General features: G+C 71.4%; 17 protein-coding genes. 9 read left to right on the top strand and 8 right to left on the bottom strand.

The genetic code is table 11. The features are described from left to right. Positions 1-92: 92 nt before the first annotated feature. Positions 93-1,376, bottom strand: a complete 1,284-nt coding sequence (locus tag ACFVSN_RS12865) for a peptidoglycan-binding protein (RefSeq protein ID WP_387954919.1) — start codon at positions 1,374-1,376, stop codon at positions 93-95. 372 nt (positions 1,377-1,748) lie between these two features. Here ACFVSN_RS12865 and ACFVSN_RS12860 point away from each other — a divergent pair, with 372 nt between their 5' ends. Together ACFVSN_RS12860 and ACFVSN_RS12855 are read left to right on the top strand one after the other, a co-directional pair. Then, on the top strand, positions 1,749-2,441 hold the full coding sequence (locus ACFVSN_RS12860) for a response regulator transcription factor (protein WP_387954917.1): 693 nt from the start codon (positions 1,749-1,751) through the stop codon (positions 2,439-2,441). Between the two features lie 201 nt (positions 2,442-2,642). Continuing rightward, positions 2,643-4,031, top strand: coding sequence for a sensor histidine kinase (locus tag ACFVSN_RS12855; protein WP_387954915.1), 1,389 nt, complete (start codon positions 2,643-2,645; stop codon positions 4,029-4,031). Positions 4,032-4,258: 227 nt separating this feature from the next. On the opposite strand, the gene ACFVSN_RS12850 is transcribed toward ACFVSN_RS12855, so the two are convergent. After that, positions 4,259-4,657, bottom strand: a complete 399-nt coding sequence (locus ACFVSN_RS12850; protein WP_387954913.1) for an RICIN domain-containing protein — start codon at positions 4,655-4,657, stop codon at positions 4,259-4,261. Between ACFVSN_RS12850 and ACFVSN_RS12845 the strand changes: the two genes are divergently transcribed. Further along, complete coding sequence (locus ACFVSN_RS12845; protein WP_387954911.1) at positions 4,656-4,844, top strand: hypothetical protein; 189 nt, start codon at positions 4,656-4,658, stop codon at positions 4,842-4,844. The two genes, ACFVSN_RS12850 and ACFVSN_RS12845, sit on opposite strands and share 2 nt — an antisense overlap. A gap of 152 nt (positions 4,845-4,996) precedes the next feature. Here ACFVSN_RS12845 and ACFVSN_RS12840 read toward each other — a convergent pair whose 3' ends face one another. Together ACFVSN_RS12840 and ACFVSN_RS12835 are read right to left on the bottom strand one after the other, a co-directional pair. After that, positions 4,997-5,926 carry a Gfo/Idh/MocA family protein gene (locus ACFVSN_RS12840; RefSeq protein WP_387954909.1) on the bottom strand — a complete coding sequence of 310 codons (930 nt, stop codon included), beginning with the start codon at positions 5,924-5,926 and terminating at the stop codon, positions 4,997-4,999. A gap of 390 nt (positions 5,927-6,316) precedes the next feature. Next, entirely contained in the window at positions 6,317-7,216 is a 900-nt protein-coding gene (locus ACFVSN_RS12835; RefSeq protein WP_387954907.1) for a ricin-type beta-trefoil lectin domain protein, read from the bottom strand. A 699-nt stretch (positions 7,217-7,915) separates the two neighbouring features. Here ACFVSN_RS12835 and ACFVSN_RS12830 point away from each other — a divergent pair. The 5 genes from ACFVSN_RS12830 to murJ all read left to right on the top strand — a co-directional run bounded on the left by ACFVSN_RS12830 (position 7,916) and on the right by murJ (position 15,117). After that, positions 7,916-9,190 carry an MFS transporter gene (locus ACFVSN_RS12830; protein ID WP_387594556.1) on the top strand — a complete coding sequence of 425 codons (1,275 nt, stop codon included), beginning with the start codon at positions 7,916-7,918 and terminating at the stop codon, positions 9,188-9,190. 303 nt (positions 9,191-9,493) lie between these two features. Beyond that, positions 9,494-11,281 (top strand): Stealth CR1 domain-containing protein, encoded by a 1,788-nt coding sequence (locus tag ACFVSN_RS12825; protein WP_387594558.1) that lies wholly within the window; start codon positions 9,494-9,496, stop codon positions 11,279-11,281. Between the two features lie 57 nt (positions 11,282-11,338). Next, positions 11,339-11,905, top strand: a complete 567-nt coding sequence (locus ACFVSN_RS12820) for a GntR family transcriptional regulator (RefSeq protein ID WP_387594560.1) — start codon at positions 11,339-11,341, stop codon at positions 11,903-11,905. Positions 11,906-12,421: 516 nt separating this feature from the next. Further along, positions 12,422-13,180: an alpha/beta hydrolase-fold protein gene (locus ACFVSN_RS12815; protein ID WP_387594562.1), complete on the top strand. Its 759-nt coding sequence runs from the start codon at positions 12,422-12,424 to the stop codon at positions 13,178-13,180. 47 nt (positions 13,181-13,227) lie between these two features. Continuing rightward, the gene (gene murJ / locus ACFVSN_RS12810) at positions 13,228-15,117 is read left to right on the top strand and encodes a murein biosynthesis integral membrane protein MurJ (protein ID WP_387594564.1); all 1,890 of its coding nucleotides are present in this window, start codon (positions 13,228-13,230) and stop codon (positions 15,115-15,117) included. Positions 15,118-15,338: 221 nt separating this feature from the next. Here murJ and ACFVSN_RS12805 read toward each other — a convergent pair whose 3' ends face one another. The 4 genes from ACFVSN_RS12805 to tdh all read right to left on the bottom strand — a co-directional run bounded on the left by ACFVSN_RS12805 (position 15,339) and on the right by tdh (position 19,993). Next, on the bottom strand, positions 15,339-16,130 hold the full coding sequence (locus tag ACFVSN_RS12805) for a hypothetical protein (protein WP_387594566.1): 792 nt from the start codon (positions 16,128-16,130) through the stop codon (positions 15,339-15,341). Positions 16,131-16,395: 265 nt separating this feature from the next. Further along, a complete protein-coding gene (locus ACFVSN_RS12800) occupies positions 16,396-17,307 on the bottom strand; it encodes a LysR family transcriptional regulator (RefSeq protein ID WP_380444857.1) in 912 nt (303 codons plus the stop codon). Between the two features lie 320 nt (positions 17,308-17,627). Further along, positions 17,628-18,821 carry a glycine C-acetyltransferase gene (locus ACFVSN_RS12795; RefSeq protein WP_387594568.1) on the bottom strand — a complete coding sequence of 398 codons (1,194 nt, stop codon included), beginning with the start codon at positions 18,819-18,821 and terminating at the stop codon, positions 17,628-17,630. Between the two features lie 143 nt (positions 18,822-18,964). Beyond that, entirely contained in the window at positions 18,965-19,993 is a 1,029-nt protein-coding gene (gene tdh, locus ACFVSN_RS12790; RefSeq protein WP_380445828.1) for an L-threonine 3-dehydrogenase, read from the bottom strand. Positions 19,994-20,462: 469 nt separating this feature from the next. Here tdh and ACFVSN_RS12785 point away from each other — a divergent pair, with 469 nt between their 5' ends. Next, entirely contained in the window at positions 20,463-21,923 is a 1,461-nt protein-coding gene (locus ACFVSN_RS12785; RefSeq protein ID WP_387594570.1) for a serine hydrolase domain-containing protein, read from the top strand. The last annotated feature ends 30 nt before the right edge of the window (positions 21,924-21,953 follow it).

Raw genomic sequence — 21,953 nt, 5'->3', positions numbered from 1 at the left:
GATGCGCTCCACGATGAGGCTCGGTCCTACGTGTCGAGGACAGTGCCCGGGCCACCGTCCACACACGGCTGACCCGGCATCACGCATTCACCTCATCGGAACAGCAGTCGCCACGTGTGCTCCCCCGGGTATCCGTCCGCGTCGGCGCCGTGCCAGCCCTGGTCGGCCTGGAAGGCCTGCACCGCGCGGCGGTCCGACTCGCTCCAGGCAGGCCCCGGGCCCTGTCGGTAGTACCGGCCGTAGCCCTTGGCCACCAGTTGCCTGCCGAGGAGCGCCACGTGGTCGTTCCGCTGGCCCGGCCTGAAGTGCCCGGCCCCGGGAAATGCCGGGGGCCGGTTCGCGGGGTGGTCGGCGGGGCGGTCCGCGCCTGGTCCGATGTCCTTGCCGCGTCCCTCGACGAGCAGTCGCCAGGTCTGCGCCCCGGGGATTCCGTCGGCGGCCGCCCCCGACCATCCCTGCGCCTGCTGGAACGCCCGGGTGGCATCACTGTCGGGACGGCCCCAGCGCGGGCCGGGCCCGTGCTGGTAGAAGCGCCCGGCGCCGCGGCCGATCAGCATGGTGCCGAGCCTGGTGACGTCCGCATTGTCGGCCCCGGGGCCGAACCGTGCCGCGCCCGGGAAGGCACGATCGGAACCGTCTCCTGGTGCGTCCTCCTCCTGGACACCGTTGTAGCGGTACGGGATGTAGGACGACCCGTGCGAGGTGTACGCATAGGGAATGGTCCGCTTGACCGCACCACGCCCGCCGGCCTGCTCCAGCACCACGTACCGCGTGTGCTCCCCGTCGGCCCAGCCGCCGAACAGCACCACGTGCGAACCCCGTTGGGGGTTCGCGGTGTTGTGGAAGAGCAGCATGTCCCCCGGGCGCAGCTCCGTCTTGGTGATGCGGGTCGCGTACTGGTGCAGGTCCCCGGTCCAGTGGCTGCCGGGCAGGGACCACGCCATCGAGACGAAGCCGGAGCAGTCGGTGCGGTAGCCCTGGCGGTAGCGGTTCATGCTGTACGGGACCTTGGCATCGATCCAGCCCTGGGCCCGGGCCAGGATCTGGGCGCGGGTCAGCCGGGGTGCGGCGGTCGCCGCGGAACCGGTGGAGGGACTGGGCATGCCCTGCGGGGACGGCGAGCCGTCGTCGTCGCCCATCGGTGTACCGACGGGCGACGACGGTGTGGCGCCCTCCGCCGCAACGGCCTCGGTGGTCCCGGCGGTCCCGGCACCGGCGAATGCCGCCGCGGTCATGGCACCCGCCGCGACCAGCCTGGTCGCCCGTACGCGGGTCGAACGGGCCACGGCCGCCCGGTCCTGCGCGGCGGCCTCGGCGCAACCGGGGCACGGGCAGTCGGCGGGTGCGGGGATCTCGCTGAATTCCGGCAACGACATCGTGGGCGTCCTTGTCTCAAGAGCAACGACGTCCTCGGCAGCGGAGCCGGGGCCGAGGACGGAAGGTGAATCGGCGGTCGGTGCAAGGAGCGGTCCGAGCTCAGCCTCCGGGCGCATCCCCCGCCGGACCGGCCGGTGACGGCCGGGGCCTCGCGATCGGGCGGTCTTCCGTGCATCGACGCCGGGAACGCGCGGGCTCGGCGAACACGCGGGCCCGGCAAACACCCAGGCCCGGCAAACATGCGGGCCCGGCGCCGAACGTCCGGAGCCGCTGGGTGAAAGCTAGACCACGTACCGGCCGCCACCGGCAGTCTCCTGAAGTCTGCTTCAGGGTTACCGGAGGGTTGCGACGGCGGGCGTCATGCTGGCGTCATGCGTCTGCTGCTCGTGGAAGACAACGCCAGATTCGCCGACCTGCTCCGCCAGGGCCTGGCTGCCGAGGGCATCGACGCGGATTGGGCGCCCGACGGGCACGCGGGCCTGCGACGGGCCCTGGAGGGTGGCTACGACGTGATCGTCCTCGACCTGATGCTGCCGGGGATGCACGGGTACGAGGTGGTCGCGCGCCTGCGGACGGTCGGCGACCGGACGCCGGTCCTGATGCTCACTGCCAAGGACGGGGAGTACGACATCGCCGAGGGGCTGGAGACCGGCGCCGACGACTACCTGGTCAAGCCCTTCTCGTTCGTCGTGCTCCTCGCCCGCCTGAAGGCGCTGGTGCGGCGCAGCGCGCGGCGGACCCCGACGGAGTGGCTGGTGGGCGACCTGCGGGTGGACCCGGTGTCGACCCGGGTCTGGCGCGGGGGGACGGAGGTCGAGCTCACCGCCAAGGAGTTCGCCGTCCTGGCCTGCCTGGCCGAACGGGCGGAGCAGGTCGTCGCGAAGCCGGAGATCATCAAGCGGGTCTGGGAGGGACGGTCGCCCCGGCCGCTCAACGTCGTCGAGGTCTACATCAGCGCCCTGCGCCGGAAGCTCGACACTCCCTTCGGGCTGGTGAGCATCCTCACCGTGCGGGGCGCCGGCTACCGGCTCACGGCACGGCACCGCGGCACCTCCCGCCCGTGAACCCCGTGAACCCCGTGAACCCAGCGAACCAGCGAATGGCGAACTGACGCCGTACTCAGGACTCGTGACCGGACCGGCCGGACCGGCGCACTCAGGCATCCTGGTGGGATGCGTCTGCTGCCCGTTCCGTCAGTCCCTCCCGTCACGACCGTCTCCTGTGAACAGCCCCCGGGACGACGCCGCCCGGCCGATCGGCCGCCGGTGAACGAGCAGTCAGCGCGGTTGAGGCGGTCGGCTCCGCGAACGCTGCGCGCCCGGGCCACTGCCGCCGTCACCGCGGCGTTCACCCTCGCGCTGGTCGCGGCCTCGGCCGCGTTCCTCGCTGCCCTGCGGGCCGACCTGTGGGAAGCCGCGAGGGACGAAGCACGGCGGAACGCGGTCTCGGCCGTGGAAGTGCTGGAGGCGCAGAGCAGTTCCTCCAGCGGCAGCTACACGGTCCGGGGCGGCGCCGTCGGCGCCGTCAGCCTCGGCGACCCCGGTACGACGGCCGCGCAGTGGGATCCCGGACCGGTCGCGCAGCACCCTTCCGCGGCAGTGTCACCGACCTCTGCCTCCCCGTCCGCCGGCGCCCCCTCGGACGCGACGGCCATCGTGAACTCGGGCGACGGCCGCTTCCAGGTCGCCGCGGTCGTCGACTTCGACGCCGCGCGCGCGACGCTGCTCAGCATGTCGTCGTGGATGATCCCCATCCTCCTCGTCCTCGTGCTGTTCTGCGCCTGGCTGACCTGGACCGCGGTCGGCCGTGTGCTGGCGCCCGTCGAGGCGCTGCGCCGCGAGGTCGCCGACATCACGGCCGGTGACCTGCACCGGCGCCTGCCCGTACCCGGCGGGCGCGATGAGATCGCCCGCCTGGCCACGGCCATGAACGCCACGCTGGACCGGCTCGACCACGCGGTGGCCAGGCTGCGCACGTTCACCGGGGACGTCTCCCACGAACTGCGCAGCCCCCTCGCCACCCTGCGTACGCGCCTGGAGCTGTCGCTGGCCCACCCGGACCGGACCGACTGGCCGCGGACCGTCGCGGACGCCCTGGAGGACACCGACGAACTGGCGGGGCTCGTCGACGACCTGCTGCTGCTCGCCCGGCTCGACGCGCACCGCCCGGGCCACGAGAGCGAGGTGGACCTCGCCGAGCTGGCCCGTGCCCACGGGGCGGTCCCGTCGAATTCGGCCGCCCCCGTCGTGCTCGTCGACGCGCCCGGCCCGGCAACGGTCCGGGGCACTCCCGCGCACCTGGTCCGCGTCCTCACCAATCTCGTCGACAACGCCCGCCGCCACGCGCGCGCCGCAGTCCACGTCAGGGTCGCGACGGAGGACGGCAGCATCACGCTGGAAGTCGCCGACGACGGTCCGGGGATCCCGCCCGCCGACCGGGAACGGGTCTTCGAACGGTTCACGCAGCTCGACGCGGCCAGGACCAGGGGCTGCGGAGGAGCCGGCCTCGGCCTGGCGATCGCCCGGTCCATCGCCACCACCCACCACGGCACGCTCACGGCCGAGGCTCCCGCGGGGACGGTGCCCGGCGCCCGGCTCGTCCTGCGTCTGCCCGCCGCCGAGCGCGGACCACGGCCCGGGACGGACGGGAGCTGAGACCACGAAGGACCGCCAGACGTCAATGACGCCTGGCGGTCCCGGAATTGCTGCGGCGCCCAGTGTCCTTCAGGCCGGCACCGGATCCGCGTGGAGGAGCATGTCCCTGCTTCGCTGCTTCTCCGGGCGGACCTTCTCCCTGGCGCCGACGGGCTCCTGCAGGTGCCCACCACGCCAGGGAGAGTCATGCAGCGGTCCAACCACTGCGGAGATCGGCTCCGGGGTTGTCAGCCCACCTGGAGCTTCCACTGCTGATCGGGGATGTCGAGGCAGTCCCACTGGAGGGCGTCGGCCCCCTCCTTCTTGCTGCCCTCCCGGATGCCCAGGCAGTAGCCCGAGTTGCTGTTGACGAGCTGCCAGCTGGAGCCGTGGACGAAGTTGAGCTTCCAGTGCCGGTCGTTACTGCCGTCACACTTCGCCTGGACCGCCGGGGCGCCCTTGTTCTTGCTGCCTTCCTGTATGCCGAGGCACAGGCCGTGACCGTTCTCGATCGTGTACCCCTGCCCCGCCTCCTTGAACGTCCAGCTCTGCTCAGGCTTCTTGCTGCAGTCCCACTGCTGGACGAGGCGGCCGGGTTCGGACCCGCCACCCTTGGCGCCGATGCACATGTGGGACCCGACGTTCATGATCGTCGAACCACTTCCCGACGAGGCTTCGACCGCCGATGCGGTCGAAGCCCCTGCCAGCAGCAAGCCGCTGACCAGTGCGCCGATTGTTCCCGTGGCAAGGATTCCCTTGGAACGCAAGACATCTCCCTCTGAGTCAATCAATAAGCCGCCTGCAACCCGGATGTTCGGGCGCATCAGCCGATGATCATGAACGCTAGGCCTGCCATTGCGTCCGACCCAGAGGGCGGAGGTCCTGAAGAATCGACCGGACGTCCTGTAGCCGGACGAAGCTTTCTGCACAGCACCCGGCGCAATAGGGACTGGCGGCGTTCGAGGAAGCCGTCGACCGGTACCCGCTCAGGGGCCTTCGATGCGCTCCACGATCAGTTCGCACAACTCGTGGGTGCGCAGGGCGTCGTGGGCGTCGAGCGTCTTCCCTCCGCGGACGGCGTCGAGGAAGGTGAGGACGCACTGCTCGATGCCGCGCTGGCGGGCCACCGACACCCAGTCGCCGCGGCGGCGGGTAGTGGGCTGGCCGCGGTGGTCGATCACCTCGGCGAGGTTGTGGACCTCGCGCTTGGAGTCGGTGCCGGAGACCTGGAGGACCTCCTCGGTCGAGCCGCTGCGACGGTTCATGATGCCGAGGGCCGTGAAGCCGTCGCCGGCGAGCGTCAGGACGACGTGCTCGACCAGGCCGTCGACGCGACGGGCGCGGACGTCCACGTGCTCGACCTCGCCGGGGACGAGGAAGCGCAGGGTGTCGACGACGTGGATGAAGTCGTCGTACACCAGGGTCCGGGCGGCCTCGGGCAGGCCCTCGCGGTTCTTCTGGAGGACGACCAGGTCGCGCGGGCGCTCCAGCGCCTGCACGTAGCCGGGGGCGTGGCGGCGGTTGAAGCCGACCATGAGCGAACGGCCGGTGCGGTCGGCGAGGTCGACGAGGCGGCGGGCGCCGTCGAGGGTGTAGTCGAGGGGCTTGTCGACGTAGACGTCCACGCCGGCGGTGAGCAGCTCCTCGACGATCGGGACGTGCTGGTCGGTGGCCGCGTGCACGAAGGCGGCGCGGATGCCGCCCTTGATGAGCTCGCCGAGGTCGGTGTGGCGGTGGGCGGGGTTGATGCGGTGGGTGTCGCCGATGCGGTCGAGCTTGGCGCAGTCGCGGGTCATCAGGCGCAGGTCGAGGCCGGGCAGCGCCGTGAGGACGGGCAGGTAGGCCTTCTGCGCGATGTCGCCGAGGCCGACCACGCCGACGGGGAACGGCATGTCGGGGGCAGCAGTCTCAGTCATCGAATCTCCAGCCGTGCGGGTGGTCGTCAGCCGTCCCAACCTTACGCACCGGCGGCCGAGCCCGGACTGCCAACTGCGGGCCCGGCCCTTCGCATCCTCACAGGAGCTCGCCGAGGCGCGCCCAGGGGCGGAGCTGTCGACGACGCCCCGGTCCGCCACGAGCTTCTCGAGGGCTGCACGTTCGCTCCGGCTCATGTCCGCACGGAGACGCTCGGCTGGGAGGCCCAGCCGAGCGTCTCGCTACGATTCCCGGCCGCAGCCGGTTGATCGCCGTGTTGCCGCCACCCTGGAATTCGTCGTTGCCGGAGGGCCTTCACCGTTCGACGGAATCACGGGCCCGGGCCGTGAACAACCGCACAGCCCTGGTGCCGGACGTATTCCGGCGAGTTGCTACGGCTTGGTCCACTTCTGGTTGGCGCCGCCGGTGCAGGTGTACAGGGTCGCGGGAGAGCCGTTGTCGGTTCCCCAGCCCTTGACTTCGAGACACAGGCCGGTGTTCTGGTGGCGAATGGTGTTGTCGGCGTTGTCCAGGTTCCACTTCTGGTTGCTCTCACCCGTGCAGGCGACGGCGTGCATCGGAGCGGGGAGCTTGGAGGTGTCGCCGGCGGGGGCCAGGCAGTTGCTGCCGAAGACCCGCAGTTCCTTGGCGCGGGTGTGGGTGAACTTCTGGTTGTCGCCGCCCCAGTGGTCCCAGATGATCACGCTGCCGTCGCTCTTGGCGTCCAGTGCCCTGCCGGAGGCCTTTCCGGTGAAGGCGAAGGTGTGCGCGTTCGCGTCCTTGACCCAGTCCGTGACGTTGTCGGTACGGGTGATCACGGCCTGGTTCTTGCCGGCGGGCTCGCCTATGCAGTTGTGCAGGGAGGAGGTGCTGGTGACACCGACGAGTTCACCCTTGCCGTTGATCACGGGACCGCCGGCGTCGCCGCGGCAGATGGCGCCGCTGACATCGCCGTTGAGCGAGGACGCGGTGATGCCCTTGTCCCCCACGCTGACAAAGGTCTGGGCGCGTGACACCGGCACCCACTCGTCCTTGGTGCGGCCGTAGCCGACGGCCTTGAGCGGTTCGCCCATGGCGACGGAGGTGGCGAGGGCGATGGGGGTGACGCCGGTGGCCGGGCGTTCCAGGTGCAGGAGAGCCAGGTCGCGGTTGTCGTGGGCCCTGAGTTCGGTGACGGCCAGAGTCTGGCCGGCCCAGAACGCGAGCACCGCGGGCACGACGCAGGAGAGCGGCGTCCAGAAGACGAGCGACCCAGCAGCTGCGCCAGGATGGACAGCTTCTGCGGCGGCCACCGGGAGTTGAGGAGGTGGTGCAGGGGCCCGGTGTGGCCCGCTCCGGCGGCGACGGCGAAGTAGGCGTACTTCCCGTCCGGCTGGAACGCCGGGATGACGCAGAGGAAGATCAGTGCGAGTGCGGCGGCCGAGGCGGCCACGGTGGCCAGCCCGAGCCGTCTGTTGCCCTTCAGGAAGACGTAGCACCCTACGGCCGCGACGGTGACGGGCGGGCTTCTGAAAAGCCGGTGCGAGCACGCACATTTGTGACCGTGGAAGCCATGCTGCGGAGACCGGCACCCGAGGCTCCGGGACGAAGGACCCGGGCTGATCGGGAGAACTCACAACCTATTTCTGCCTTGCAGTCGCCTTGGTCTCGCCACAGGCGGCCCCAACGCGACCGCGACAGAAACCGGATTCACCTCTCGCATCCACTTAAGCATCACTGGTTTGTCGCACTTCGTGAATCTGAATACTCACCTGCGCAACCACCCCCGCTCGTAGGTTCGTTCGCACCTGAATGTTCTCGAAGGGGTGAAGAGTGACGAATGTGACCGCCGGCAGGGACGTGCCCGGGGCCGGCACCGCCACCGTGTCGCTCTCGGATCTCGTCGAGTGGCATGTGGTCCGGGACCCCGATGCGCCCGCCGTGGACTACCCCGGCTCCGGGATATCGCTGAGCTGCGGCGAGACCGGCCGAGACCCCGAGGATCCAACCGCATGAGGCCCTCCCCGGGGGACGGTCGGACGTTCCTGCCGCTGCGACACCGCGACTTCCGGCAGCTCGCCGGCGGGCGGTCGCTGATCTACTTCGCCAACGCGATGGCGCCCGTGGTGCTCGGCTTCGCCGTGCTCGACCTCACCGGATCGACGACCGACCTGGGCTTCGTCGTGGGCGCGCGATCGCTCGCCAACGTCGCGCTGCTGCTCCTCGGCGGCGTCGTCGCCGACCGGTTCTCCCGGACCGTGATCCTCCAGGGCTCGGCGGCCGGGGCCGCCCTGGTGCAGGCCGTAATCGCACTGACCGTCCTCCTCGGCTGGACCTCCGTACCTCTCCTCGTCGCCCTCGGCGTGGCCAACGGCGCGCTGTCCGCACTCTCGCTGCCGGCCTCGGCAGCGCTGACCCCGCAGACCGTCCCCGCGGACGTGCTGCGGCCGGCCAACGCCCTGATGCGCATGGCCACCAACATCGGCATGATCGTCGGGGCCTCGCTCGGCGGTGTGGTCGCCGCCCTGATCGGCCCCGGATGGGGACTCGCGGCCAACGCGCTCTGCCTGTTCCTCGCCGCGGTGTGCTTCCACGGTGTCCGGGTCCCGGCGAACGACAACGGGCCGGCCGAACGCTCCCGCCCCCTGCATGAACTGCGGGAGGGATGGCGCGAGTTCACCGCCCACACCTGGGTGGTCGCCGTCGTCCTCCAGTTCACCGTCGTGAACGCCGTCGTCGCCGGCGGCATCCAGGTCCTCGGGCTCGGCATCGCCGACGACACCTTCGGGCGCGGCTGGTGGGGCGCAGTCCTGGCCGCGCAGATGATCGGCGCCGTCGCGGGCGGCGTCCTCGCCGCGCGCTCACGCACCCGGCACGCGCTGCGCCTGGGCGTGGCCCTCGTGACGCTGGAGGCGGTACCGCTGGTGGTGCTCGCCGAAGCACCGCACGCCCTGTTGCTCGGTGTGGCGATGTTCCTGAACGGCGTGGCCCTAGAGCAGTTCGGAGTGGCCTGGGACGTGTCGCTCCAGGAGAACATCCCCACCGACCGCCTCGCCCGCGTCTACTCCTATGACGCGCTGGGGTCGTTCATCGCCCTGCCCGTCGGCGAGATGCTGGCGGGCCCGGTGGCCAATCTGGCCGGTGAACGGGCGACGCTGCTGTCCGGCGCCGTGCTGGTGGTGCTGGCCACCGCCGCCGCACTGCTGAGCCGCGACCTGCGCCGCCTGCCCGTCGCCCCCGCCGCGCCCGGACGGCCCGCCAAGGACCGGGATACCGACGCCGCGTAGCGCGGCGGGCCGCAAACCCTCAGACCGCCGGTGACCTGTCCGGCCGGCTCGATGACGGGGCGAAGCCTCATGTCGTGGATCTGCGGGTCGACGCGGGATGGCGTGCCCGCCACACATCAGACCTGGAAGTAGAAGGAGATCCGGATCGTGGAGTCGATCCCGGGCAGCGCGGCAACGTTCGCCGAGGCCGTCCACCTGACCGATCCGCCCGAGCCATCGACAGGGAACTCCGATGCCGGGCCCCCGGAGTCCGGTCGGGCCGGGCGTCATGACGGCGCCGATGCGTTCGGGCGAGAAGGCCTGGTGCTCCGCCTCCGCACGGCCGGGCGTGCCCTGCGCGCCGCGGCCCGCAGGGCACGCCCGAGTGCGGTGCCGGCGACGCCGGAGCCGGTTCCTCCGAGCGCCGAGGACCTCCGCCACCGGCGCGAGGAAGAACTGCTGGCCCTGCACCCGGGCCTGGTGCGGGAACGCGGCCTGGTGACCGAGGTGCGGGACGACCTACTCGCCGCGGACGCCTTCCTGCGCAGTTTCACGGAGATCACCGACGTGCTGCGCACACGCGGGATCACGTTCGCGCCGATCCCCCGCCACGGCTCCCGCCAGTGGGTGGTGATCCCACCAGGGCTGCGGGCCGACGTACTGGCAGCCTGCGCCACGGCGTTCCGCGGCGTTCCCGTCTACGCCGATCTCCTCGGCCACGACCACACACATCGGACCGTCCTGGCGGAGGAACTCCCGGACGCGGTGGCCGAGTTGGAGGGCCATATCAAGCCCGCCGCCGCAACCGCAGACCACACCGACTCCATTGCCCCGGAGCCGGAACCCGTACGGGTCAAGGGCGTGCGGCTCTACCGTCCGGTGGTGACGAGCGGGCGGAGCCTCTTCTACGGCCACGAGTACGGCTGCGATCTGGACTTCTGGGACTCCGCACAACCCTCCGAAGGCGCCATCGCCGCGATCCACGAACCGCCGTTCGGCTGGTGGACGCCCTCCCTCGCAGCGGATTCCACCGTACGGATCGCCGACCGGGACTTCCCGGTGCCGGCCACCTTCACCCGGGCACGCCTGAACGACATCACCTTCCCGGTGGACGCGGTCATCACCTGGGTCGACGACGGCGACCCCGTCTGGCAAGCCCGCCGCGCCGCCGCACTCACCGCACTCCCGGACCTTCCCGGCCCGCCGTCCAGCGGGACCGGCGACGAGCGTTTCCGCAACCGCGACGAACTGCGCTACTGCCTGCGATCGATCGCGATGTACACACCCTGGATCCGCCACATCCACCTGGTCACCGATGATCAGCTGCCCCACTGGCTCACGACCGAGCACCCCGACCTCACCGTGGTCCACCACCGGGAGCTCTTCACCGACCCCTCGACGCTGCCGGTCTTCAACTCCCACGCCATCGAGACCCAGCTCCACCGGGTTCCCGACCTCGCCGAGCACTTCCTGTACTTCAACGACGACATGTTCCTCGGACGACCACTGCGCCCCGAGCAGTTCTTCCAGGGCAACGGCGTCCCGCTCGTCAACCTCGACTCCCGAGTGATCCCGCCCGGGCCGGTCACCGCCTCCGACGACGAGTACGTCGCCGCACAGAAGAACACCCGCGCCCTCGTACACCGCAGGTTCGGCCGGGACACCACCAACACGCTCCGCCACACGCCGTACCCGCTGACCCGCACGCTGCTCACCGAGAGCGCCGAGGACTTCGCCGCCGAACTCGCCGACACGGCTCGCTCCGTGTTCCGCTCGCCCACCGACATCGCCCCGATCACCCTGGCCGTCGCCCGCGGCTACCTCACCGGCCACGTCGCGTGGGGCCGGCTCGGGCACCACGACACCGACATCGGCCGGCAGGCCCAACTCGACCGGCTCCCCGCGCTCCTCCACGACCGCGCGACAGACACCTTCTGCCTCAACGACGGGGCTCTCGACCACCTCGACCACCTCGACCACGCCGAGCAGGACCGGGCCATCACAGCCTTTCTCCAGGACTACTTCCCCGTCCCCGGACCGTTCGAGGCCACCCCGCCACTCCCGACGGCACAGCGGCCCGCGACCGACCAGCCACCCGAGCCAGGGCCTTGAGGACGAACAGTGCCCGATGCCCCCAGGCCATGAATCCCACCGCGACAAGCCTTCCGGATGATCCACATGAAGACGAATCCGCAGGAACCCACGCCGGCCGAGGCGAGAAGCCGGCCGCACTACAAGACGCTCGCCACCCACCTGGTCAGAGGACTTCCCGCGGGCCTGCCGCCGGACCAGCTACCTCCCGCATGGAAGATCGCGCACTGGTACCGAATCCCGCTATCCACAGCACAGTTCGTCCGGCGGGCCGCCACCACCCGGCTACGCCCACCACTCCGGCTGTGCCCGGACGACTCCGCGTGCCCCGTGTGGGTCGGTGTGGCGGCGGATCTGCGCGAGCGCATCCGGGAGGGCCGCTTCAGCGGACGGATGCCGGGACGCAAGCCGCTCGCGGCCGCCTACAAAGTCGGGACCGACACAATCGGCAAGGCCCTCGAACTGCTCGCCGATGAGCACCTGGTCGAGATCAGGCCGGGGACGCAGGGCACCTACGTCTCCCAAGAGCTACTCGACGAAGGAGAGGTGAGCCGACACGACGCTCGCCTGATCGGGGCCCCGGTCAGCAAACAGGACCGAGACGCGGCGACACCAGGAACGACCGGCAGCGAGAACACGACGTGACGGCCCGAGACGGTCAGGGCGGGCCGACCCAGGGCCGCTTGAGCCGACGCGGTGTACTCAGGGGCCTGATCGGAGGCCCCGTCCTCCTCCTCACCGCCTGCGACAACGCCAAGACCGCCGGCACACGTCACCGCCGGTGGCTACGGCCGCCCCGGTGGCTGCGATGGCGGCAGTGCGCCGGAGGCCTCCGCTGTCGCGATCATCGTAGGACCCGCAGGCCTACCTGAGATCCGCGGACCGCGCCAGCCGGTTCGCCATATTTCGGCGGCCGACGAGTCAACGAAAGTCGTCATGTCGGCTCATATTCTCCCCCTGAACACACGGCGAGCCGAGCGACCGCCTTGGCGTCAGGACTCAAGCAGAGTCATCCCTCCGAACCTCACCCACATGAAACTGACTGGCTCACTCTTTCTCTTTCTCTCGATCGTCTTCGTCCCCCTTTCCGTGGGCCTCCTGATGTCCCTTTGGAACCGGGTGGGCGGTCCGCAGCCACTCCGCTTCGCAAGTCGCCTCGCCATGGTCCTCTTCACCCAAGCGACCGCCATCACGCTGGTGTTCGTCGTCGTCAACAACAGCAACCAGCTCTACGGCAGTTGGGGAGACCTGCTCGGTACCGACAGCCACGTACGGGCCGTTCCCGTGCCACCAGTCGAGGAAGCGGTGCCCAACAAGGTCGGGCCCGGCGCTCCGGAACAGCCCAAGGTCATCCAGCAGTTCGGGCCGGTCGACGACAACGCGGTGCCGAAGGACGTGAGGACGACCGACGTGAAGGACCGGATCTCCGGCGTGGACGGCAAGGTCAACGCCGAGACCTGGCTGGCGCGCGACGTCCCGCAGATGATCCTCGACAACTTCCGCGCCGAGCCCGGCCCCGAGAACTGGGCCGTGGCCGGCTACTCGGCAGGCGCACACTGCGCCGCGCGCCTCGCCCTGGCGCATCCGAACCGCTACCACGCCGGTATCGGCATGTCCGGCTACAACGACCCGAACGGTCAGCGGGACTCGCTCACCGCGAAGGACCCGCACCTGCGGGAGATCTCCAACCCGCTGTACGCGCTGACCCACGCGCAGACACCGCCGAATGTCGCCCTCTACCTGACGGGCCAGAAGGGCGACGGCTACGAGGACGCGCTGGCCCTGCAGAAGGCGGCCAAGGCACCGACCTCCGTCACCCCGGTGGAGGTCGACGGGCCGCATCTCACCTCCACGTGGACGCGGCTGGTCCCGTCCGCGTTCACCTGGCTGACCCGGACGATCGCCGCGAAGACGGGCTGAGCAGCATCCGACCGAAGCGCCCCGGGCACCGAGAGACAGAGAACCACATGACCATACCCAGCACCTGCGAGCCGACCGGCCCGTACGACATCCCGACGGCCACCCCCTCCGGTGGGCTTCCGTCGGCCCCGGTGCCTCCCAGCATCTCCATCCCGGCACCCGGCGTCACGCCGGCCACCGGTCCAACCGTCAACGAAGCGTCTGCCACCGCCAGGGCCGGTCGGACCTCCAGCGGCAGCCTGATCATGGCGCTCGGCTCGCTCACCTCGCGCGCGCTCGGTTTCGTCCGGGCCGCGGTGATCGCCGCCGCCCTCGGCACCGCCGCGGTCGGGGACGGCTACGCCGTGGCGACCATGCTGCCGAACACGATCTTCATCATGCTGATCGGCGGCGTCCTCAACTCGGTCTTCGTCCCGGAGCTGGTCCGGGCCGCCCAGCAGCACGACGACCACGGCGCGGCGTACACCAACCGGCTGCTGACGGCCTGTGGGACGGCGCTGCTCGTGATCACCGCGCTCGCCTTCACCTGTGCGCCGACGATCGTGGACGCGTACACCGGTTACGGTCCGCACGACACGGCGCAGCGCGAACTCACCCTCGCGCTGGCCAGGTACTGCCTCCCGGCGATCCTGTTCCACGGGCTGTTCGGGTTGCTGGGGCAGGTGCTCAACTCCCGCGACCGCTTCGGGGCGATGATGTGGGCCCCGGTGCTCAACAACGCCGTCGTCATCGCCGTCTTCGCCCTCTACCTGGTGCTGTACGACTACGCGGGTTCGGCGGAGGACGTCTCCGGCGGCGGAGCCGCTCTGCTGGGCCTGGGCAGCGCCTTCGGCGTCCTGGTGCAGGCGCTCGCGCTGCTGCCCTCGCTGCGCGCCTCCGGCTTCCGCTACCGCCCGCGATTCGACTGGCGCGGCGCCGACCTCGCCGGCCCGTTGCGGGCGGCCGGGTGGGCCCTTCTGCTGGTTGTGGTCACTCAGCTGTCCTTCCTGGCCATCACGAACCTGGCCACCGGCGCGCTGTCCAAGGCCCACGGGGACGGACTGACCGCCGGCCTGGGCTACAGCGCCTACAACAACGCCTACCTGCTCTTCAACGTCCCCCAGGGCATCGTCTCGGTCTCCCTGGTGACGGCGATCCTGCCGGGCATGTCCCGCTCGGCGACGGCGGGCCGGTTCACCGAGGTCGGCCGGGAACTCGCCCGGACCCTGCGGACGACGGCCGGGATCATCGTGCCGGCCACCCTGGGCCTCCTTGCCCTCGCGGGCCCGATCACCGACCTCGCCTACGGTCACGGCGGCGTCTCGACCGCCGACACCGAAGTGATCGCCCAGACCCTGGCGGCCTTCGCGCTCGGCCTGCCGGCCTTCTGCGCCCAGTACACGCTGGCCCGCGGCTTCTACGCGATGGGCGACGCCCGCACGCCCTTCTGGCTCACCGCAGTGACCGCGGGGAGCAACGTGCTGCTCTCCGCCGTCGCCTTCCTGGTGCTGCCGAGCCGCTGGATCATCGTCGGCATGGCGGTGGCGCACACCCTCGCCGTACTGATCGGTGCCGCCCTCACCAGCCGGGCGCTGGACCGCCGACTCCGCCGGGAGGCCGAGGCGCTCCGGACCAGCCCTCCGCCGGCAGGCACCCAATACACGCCGGCCCGTAGCGGGCTGGACGACGGCGGGATCGTCCGCCTCCACCTGACGCTGGTGATCGCCGGCGCGCCCGGCGCGCTGGCCGGGTACTGCCTGGCCGGATGGTCCGACGACCTGCTGGACGGCGGGGCGATCGCCGCCATGACGTCACTTGGCTTCGGCTCGGCGGCCGTCCTCGCCTCGGTGCTGGTGCTGGCCCGCCCGCTCGGGGCCGACTCCGTGGTCGCCCCGCTGGCCCGCAGGCTGCGCATCCCCTACCCGGCTCCGGCACGCCGGGGCAGACACCGCCGATGAGTCCTCACTTCCTGCGGGCGTCCGGACTCGGCGGGGAATCGTCGACAAGAAGACCGCGCGGCCAGAAAGCCAGAGAGCCAGAGAGCCAGAGAGCCAGAGAGCGAGTTAGTGGATTCTGTGACACCACCTGCATCAGGCTCGCAGCGCCGATCCAACCCCGGCCTGGCGGGAGCGGGCACGGCCGGATCCCTCCCGATGCGACGACACGCCTGGCCAGTACGTCAGCTCCTGTTTCCGTCGGCACCGCACGGGAGCACGGCCCCGGGGTGGGCTGCTTGGAGGTCGTGCAGAACCTGGGTCTCGACGGTGTGGATGGCCGTGGGCGGGACGTTGATGAGCTGGTCGAAGGGCCGGTCGACGTTCTGGATGATGACGAGCGCGCTGCCCAGCAGGACGGTGATGGCGACGAGCGCCGCGAGCTGCCCGCGGTTGTCCCGGTGTGGCACGGCGATGCCCAGGGCGATCACCGTCATCGCGAGCACGGTCAGCAGGAACCAGAAGATCGGAGCCGGGATGCTGGGGCTGGCCTGCGCCACCCGTTCCTCTCGCGCGAGGGAGCGCTGGTCGTCGGCTGCGACGAGCATCCCGAACGCCTGCTCGGTGCGCAGTGTCCGGAACACTCCGCGAAATGCGTAGCTCCACTGGTCCGAGGCGTCCGAGCTGCGCACGGCGGCCATGGCGGGCCACTCGGCCGTCCGTACGGTACGGGCGTAACAGACCACGTCCTGGAGCAGCTGGCTCTGCTGGGGCTCGGGGGCGTACGTGGCCATGGCGGCCAGGTGGGCCAGCTCGTGGGCTTCGCGGCGGGCCGCGTCGCCGGCCTGAGCGTACGAAGCGGAGGCGGTGACCAGGACGAAGGCCAGCAGCAGGATGGTCAGGGTCTGCATGGGGCCGATCAGTTCCTGGACCTTCATCCCCTGGTCGGCCTCGGTGACCATCCTTGGGCGCAGGTACCGGTTCGCAGCAACCGACGCCGACAGCGCGGCGGCGAGGACCACGATGATGACGATCACGACGGGGGCCACCTCCTGAAGCGATCTTCACGACACCGGATGTCCCGGGCGGGTTGACCCGCCGCACGCGCCGCCCAAATGGGTGGGGCCCGTGTCCGGGCCATGTACTCAGGTGAATGCCCGGCGAGCTCCACTCGCGCCGTAGAGGCCTTGCCTGCGCCGGAAGTCGGGACTCGTGCCGGAGTCCGCTGCCAGGTCCCGCAACGGGGCCGACGGGACGGTGCCGATCGGCTCGTTCTCCCGGGCCCGGCAGTTCGGTACGACCTCAGGCGGTCGTCGTGGCCGCCTCGGCCAGGGCGTCCAGCACCGGGCGGATCAGCGGGTGCCCGTCCGCGCCCGCGCGGACCGCGGCGAAGACGCGGCGGGTGGCGAGCTCGCTGTCCACCGGGCGGACGGCCACCTGCCCGAGGTCGACGCCGCGCAGGGCCGAGCGCGGCACCAGGGCCACGCCCGCGCCGGCGGAGGCGAGGGCGACGACGGCCCGGAAGTCGTCCGAGGAGTGGACGAGGCGGGGCTGGAAGCCGGCGTGCTCGCAGGCCAGCAGGACGACGTCGTGGCAGGGGTTGCCGGGGTAGGGCCCGATCCAGGGCTCGGCGGCGAGGTCGGCGACGGCGATCGGGCCGGTGCCGGCGGCCAGCGGGTGGCCGAGCGGCAGGACGGCCTCGAACGGCTCGGCGTACAGCGGCACGCGGGTGAGTCGGGCGTCGTCGGCGCGCGGGGCACCGCGGTACTCGACGGCCACGGCCAGGTCCGCGCGCCCGTCGAGGACCATCGGGAGGCTGGCGTCGCCCTCGGCGTCCAGCACCTTGAGCCGCACGCCGGGGGCGCGCGCGGCGAGCAGGCCGATGGCGGGGGCGAGGACGAGGGCGATGCCGGTCGCGAAGGAGGCGACGGTGACCTCCCCCGCGACGCCCGCACTGTACGCGGCGAGGTCGGCCTCGGCCCGTTCGAGCTGGGCGAGGACGGCGTCGGCGTGGCCGAGCAGGATCTCCCCGGCGGCGGTGAGGCGCACGCCCCGGCCCTCGCGGGCGAGCAGGTGGTGGCCGGTCTCCTGCTCCAGGGCGGCCAGCTGCTGGGAGACCGCGGAAGGGGTCAGGTAGAGGGCGGCCGCGGCCGCGGTCACGGTGCGGTGGTCCGCCACGGCCCGGAGGGTCCGCAGCCGTCGTGCGTCGATCACACCCCAATTCTGCCAGCGCGCCGGGGTGATCCCGGCCGGGCCGGCCGGGCGCCGACCGGCGGCGGCCCGGATTCCGCCGTGCGGAAAGGGCGTTGGCCGTCCTTGTGCCGATCTTCACGCCGACCGCGGCGGTGCTCGCGGCCGCCGCCGCACCGGCGGGGACCGGGCGCCGGAACCGCGAACGGGAGGGGGAAGCCGCGGGGGGACGGCTTCCCCCTCCCGGGCGGGAGGGTGGGGCAGTTGGTACTTGGAGCCCGTGGCCGGTCCGGTTCCGAGCGGACCGGCCACGGGCGGTTCATGGGGGCCGGGCCCCGGCGGGGCTACTCCCCGAGCGCGGCGCGCGCGTCGACGAAGGCCGCCACGGCGCGCTCGACGTCCTCGGTGGAGTGCGCGGCCGACAGCTGCACCCGGATGCGGGCCTGGCCGTGCGGCACGACCGGATAGGAGAAGCCGATCACGTACACACCGCGCTCCAGCAGGAGCTCGGCGAGCCGGCCCGCCTTCGCCGCGTCGCCGATCATCACCGGGGCGATCGCGTGGTCGCCGGGCAGGATCTCGAACCCGGCCTCGGTCATCTTCGTGCGGAACAGCGCCGTGTTGGCCGCGAGCCGCTCGCGCAGCTCGTTCGAGTTCTCGACCAGGTCGAGCACCTTCAGCGAGGCGGCCGCGATCACCGGGGCGAGCGAGTTGGAGAACAGGTACGGGCGCGAGCGCTGGCGCAGCAGGGCGACGATCTCGCGGCGGGCGGCGACGTAGCCGCCGGAGGCGCCGCCGAGGGCCTTGCCGAGGGTGCCGGTGATGATGTCCACGCGGTCCATCACGCCGTGCAGCTCGGGGGTGCCGCGGCCGCCGGCGCCGACGAAGCCGACGGCGTGCGAGTCGTCGACCATGACCATCGCGTCGTAGCGGTCGGCGAGGTCGCAGATCTCGCGCAGCGGGGCGACGTAGCCGTCCATCGAGAAGACGCCGTCGGTGACGATCAGGCGGCGGCGGGCGTCCTGGGTCTCCTTGAGCTGCTGCTCCAGGTCGGCCATGTCGCGGTTGGCGTAGCGGTGGCGGCGGGCCTTGCTGAGCCGGATGCCGTCGATGATGCTCGCGTGGTTGAGCGCGTCGGAGATGACGGCGTCGTTGGCGTCGAGGAGGGTCTCGAAGACGCCGCCGTTGGCGTCGAAGCAGGAGGAGTACAGGATGGTGTCCTCCTGGCCGAGGAACGCCGAGAGGCGGTCCTCCAGCTCCTTGTGGACGTCCTGCGTGCCGCAGATGAAGCGCACCGAGGCCACGCCGTAGCCCCAGCGGTCCAGCGCGTCCTTGGCGGCGGCCAGCACCTCGGGGTGGTCGGCCAGGCCGAGGTAGTTGTTGGCGCAGAAGTTGAGCACCTCGCCGGGGCGGCCGCCGCCGGTGACGGTGACGGCGGCGCTCTGCGGAGAGCCGATCACCCGCTCCGGCTTGAACAGGCCGGCCTCGCGGATCTCGTCGAGGGTGGCGGCGATGTCGGCGCGCACGTTGTCGAACACGAACGGTCTCCTAGTCGATTCGGCGGGGCGGGTGCTCGGGCGGGCGGTGCTCGGGCGGGCGGTGCTCGGGCGGAGCGGGGCGGTGCTCAGGCGGTCCGGCGGGGCTGACGCGCTCCGGCGGGCTCAGGCGGGCTCAGGCGGGCTCAGGCGGTCCAGTCGAGGATGATCTTGCCGCAGTTCCCGCCGGCCGCGTCGTCGAAGGCGGCCTCGAAGTCGTCGGCGGCGTAGCGGCCGGTGATCACCGGGCTGAGGTCCAGGCCGCCCTCCAGCAGCACGGACATCGCGTACCAGGTCTCGAACATCTCGCGGCCGTAGATGCCCTTGATGGTGATCATCGAGGTGACGACGCGGGCCCAGTCGACCGGGAAGTCGTCGGCGGGCAGGCCGAGCATGGCGATCTTCCCGCCGTGGGTCATGTTGGCGATCATCGACTGCATCGCCTCGGGGCGGCCGGACATCTCCAGGCCGACGTCGAAGCCCTCGCGCAGGCCGAGCTTCTGCTGGCCCTCCTCGATGGTGTGCTCGGCGACGTTGAGCGCCAGCGTCACGCCGACCTCGCGGGCCAGGTCGAGGCGGTACGGGGAGACGTCGGTGATCATCACGTTGCGCGCGCCGGCGTGCTTGGCGACGGCGGCGGCCATGATCCCGATCGGGCCGGCGCCGGTGACCAGCACGTCCTCGCCGACCAGCGGGAAGGACAGCGCGGTGTGCACGGCGTTGCCGAACGGGTCGAAGATCGCGGCCACGTCGAGGTCGACCGGCACCCGGTGCACCCAGACGTTGGAGGCCGGCAGGGCGACGTACTCGGCGAACGCGCCGTCGCGGTTGACGCCCAGGCCGATCGTGTTGCGGCACAGGTGGCGGCGGCCGGCCAGGCAGTTGCGGCACTTGCCGCAGACCAGGTGGCCCTCGCCGCTGACCAGGTCGCCGACCGCGATGTCCGCGACGCCGGCGCCGATCTCGGCGACCTCGCCGACGAACTCGTGGCCGATCACCATCGGGGTCTTGATGGTCTGCTGCGCCCAGCCGTCCCACTTGCGGATGTGCAGGTCCGTGCCGCAGATGCCGGTCCGCAGGACCTTGATCAGCACCTCGCCGGGGCCGATCTCGGGCTTCGGGACGTCCATCAGCCAGAGTCCGGGCTCGCTCTTGTGCTTGACGAGTGCCTTCACGGGCTTCGGCTCCTGACGTGCGAATGGGCGCCTGCGGACGTGGGCAGGCCGAGGCGGCCCGCAGCGGCCGCTCCTGGCGACCGCACCTCCGGGCAGGCAGAAATCTGCCTGGTGGGGAGGGGTGCGGTCCATCGAGGAATTCTTAAGGGCGGCCACAGCTGGGCTAAACGATCGTGCCCGAGCTGGGCCCCGGCGCGGGTGCGGCGTGCCGTCGGCCACCCGTTCGGCGGAGCGTGCGGCCGCCACGGCGACACCAACCGGGTGGCCGGACGGGGTACTTGACAGCGCGCCGCCAGCCGGATTGGGGCACTCGGCTGACGGCGGGCCCGTTCGGATCAGCCGGAAGTCGGCCCGCGCGCGGCCGGTCGGCAGCGGTGCTTACGGTGGCGCTGCTCCCGTGCGGCCCCGTGGAGCAGCGGCTCCGGGGCCCTCCGCCCCAGAGATTCGCCCCAGAGAGGCGCCTCGATCCATGACCAAGACCCGACGGCCGCGCCCGGCCGTTCCCCGGTCCATAGCCGTCCCCCGGTGCACCGCCACGCCCAGCCCGGTCCGCCGGGCGGGCGCCGCCGCACTGGCGCTGACCGGCCTGCTCTCCGCCGCGGCCTGCTCCGGCTCGTCGTCCGGGAAGCAGGCCGCCGAGCCGGTGATCACCGCCGAACCGGCCGCGCTCAGCCCGTCCTACGCCTCCCCGTCGGGCAGCACGTCCCCGAACGGCGTCGTGGCGCTCACCCCGGACGTCACCGCCAAGCTCGACGCGGCGGTCCAGCGGGTCCTGACCCAGACCGGTGTCCCCGGCATCAACGTCGGGATCATCACCCCCGGCGGGACGTACCTGAAGTCCTTCGGCGTCGCCGACAAGACCGCCGGAACGGCCATGGACCCCTCGCTCCACCTGCGGATCGGCAGCGAGACCAAGACCTTCACGGCGACCGCCGTGCTGCGCCTGGTCGACCAGGGCAAGGTGGGCCTGGACGACCCGATCTCCAAGTACGTGGACGGCGTCCCCGGCGGCGACGGGATCACCGTGCGCGAGCTCGGCGAGATGCGCAGCGGGCTGTTCCCGTACAGCTCCGACCCGGACTTCGTGAACACCCTGATCAACGACCCGAACCACGTGTTCACCCCGGACCAGCTGCTCGCCTACGGATACAAGCACCCGGCCGTCTCCCCGCCCGGCACGCAGTTCCAGTACAACAACAGCAACTACATCATCCTGGGCAAACTGGTCGAGAAACTCGGCGGGCAGCCGGCCGGGCAGTACATCACGGACCAGGTCATCACGCCGGCCACGCTGGGCCAGACCAGCTTCGCCACCGACCGGACCATGCCCTCGCCGTACGCCCACGGCTACACCGAGCAGACGCCGACCGGGGCGATCGCGGACGCCACGAACTGGGACCCGTCCTGGGCCTGGACGGCCGGCGCGATCATCAGCACCGTGGCCGACCTGGAGAGCTGGGCCAAGACCATGGCCACCGGCGCCCTCGTGAAGCCTGCCACCCAGGTCGAGCGCCTCAAGACCCTGCCGACCCCCGACCCCGGCGTCGGCTACGGCTTCGGGCTGTTCAACAACAACGGGTGGATCGGGCACAACGGCTCGATGCCGGGCTACGAGAGCGTCGCGGTGTACCTGCCGCAGGCGCAGAGCACGCTGGCGCTGCAGCTCAACACCGATGTGCTGTACCAGGGTTCGGAGCCGTCCTCGCTGTTCGCGAACGAGATCACCAAGATCCTCTCGCCGAAGTACGTCTACTCGATCCCGCCGGCGACGGCCGCGCCGTCGGCACCGGCATCGGGGTCGGCCTCGGCCTCCGGCTCGGCTTCGGGGTCGCCTTCGGGTTCGGCCTCGGGCTCCGCGTCGAGTTCGGCGTCCACCGGGATCTCGCCGTTGATCCCGGCGGGCAACTCGCCCTCCACCGTGCGGGCTTGAGCGCATCAAGGGAGGAGGCCCAACCCTTCC

It is taken from the genome of Kitasatospora sp. NPDC057904, from assembly GCF_042887925.1.
GTDB lineage: Bacteria > Actinomycetota > Actinomycetes > Streptomycetales > Streptomycetaceae > Kitasatospora.
Note: the sequence above shows the minus strand (reverse complement) of the source record. Positions and strands in the feature narration are given on the sequence as shown.